This window comes from Streptomyces sp. NPDC002130 (genome assembly GCF_040296465.1).
In the GTDB taxonomy this organism is placed as follows: Bacteria; Actinomycetota; Actinomycetes; order Streptomycetales; family Streptomycetaceae; genus Streptomyces.
Map to the genome: position 1 here is coordinate 1 of NZ_JBEOXI010001140.1, position 1,121 is coordinate 1,121.

A 1,121-nucleotide genomic window follows, 5' to 3' on the forward strand; every position below is an offset into this window, starting at 1 on the left:
GGCCGATATCGAGCAGGCTCGGTCTGTGGCGGGGCGGCTGGCCGACGCGGTGAAGTCGGCGCTGGGGTAGTGGGCCTTCTCGGGTAGGGTCCAGGTCGCGACGAAGTATTCGCACTCGACCTTGACCTCGAACACCGCTGCTGCACCCTTGTCCCACACCTCGCCGACCGAAGCCTTCAAGGTCACGTCACCGCTACGCGGCAGCGGGGCAAGCACTTTCAGTTCCTGCGAGCCGTGCAGTGCCGTCGAGGTGTCGAAGGCGCCCGCCGAGCCCAGAGCGTCGGGAGCCCACTGCGCCAGCGTCAGAGCAAAGGTCGGCAGGACCCGAAGCTGATCCTCGAAGACGAGGTCCAGCTCGGTCGCCTTGGCGCCCACGGCAAGTGCGTACAAGATCGCATCGCGCTCGGTGTACGACACGGTACGGGTCCCGAGATCGGCTCCACGCCAATCGCCGGCGGTCTTCGCAGCTTCCGAAGTTGTCACTGTCTTTTCCTCTCTCAAACAGCGCCGAGAACGAGACCGCTGGTGGGTACTGCTGTTCCGGCTGTGACCAATACGTTTTCGACGCCCTCGGGCTGGTTGGTCGACGTGCCTCGCACCAGTCGCACACCTTCGGCAATTCCGTTGACACCGTGCAGGTACGCCTCGCCGACCTGACCACCGTGAGTGTTGGACAGCAGGCGTCCACCGATCTCGAGGTTGCCTTCGCGGATGAAGTCCTTTGCTTCGCCTGGCTTGCAGAAGCCCAGTTCTTCGAGCTGGGGAAGCACCAACGGAGTGAAGTGGTCGTACAGAATCGCGGCGTTGATGTCATCAGGGGTCAGGCCACTCTGGCCGTACAGCTGACGAGCAACCAGGCCCATCTCGGGGATACCGGAGATGTCGGGGCGGTAGTAGCTGGTCATCATGTGCTGATCCTTGCTACTGCCCTGAGCGGCGCCCTTGATGACGACGGGCTTGTTGGCCAGATCCTTTGCGCGCTCGGCAGAGACGATGACCAATGCCTGGCCGCCGTCGGTCTCCTGGCAGCAGTCGAGCAGGTGCAGCGGCTCGGCGATCCAGCGTGAGTTCTGATGATCTTCGAGCGTGATCGGGCGCTGGTAGAACCACGCAGCCGGGTT

1 protein-coding gene and 1 pseudogene are annotated in these 1,121 nt (G+C 63.5%); both read right to left on the reverse strand.

The annotated features are described in order from the left end of the window. Positions 1-174 precede the first annotated feature (174 nt). Positions 175-483: pseudogene (locus ABT116_RS51285) on the reverse strand (MaoC/PaaZ C-terminal domain-containing protein); the annotation flags it as partial. A gap of 14 nt (positions 484-497) precedes the next feature. Then, positions 498-1,121 (reverse strand): thiolase C-terminal domain-containing protein (locus tag ABT116_RS49105; protein WP_502984108.1); only part of this gene is annotated, 624 nt, incomplete at its 5' end.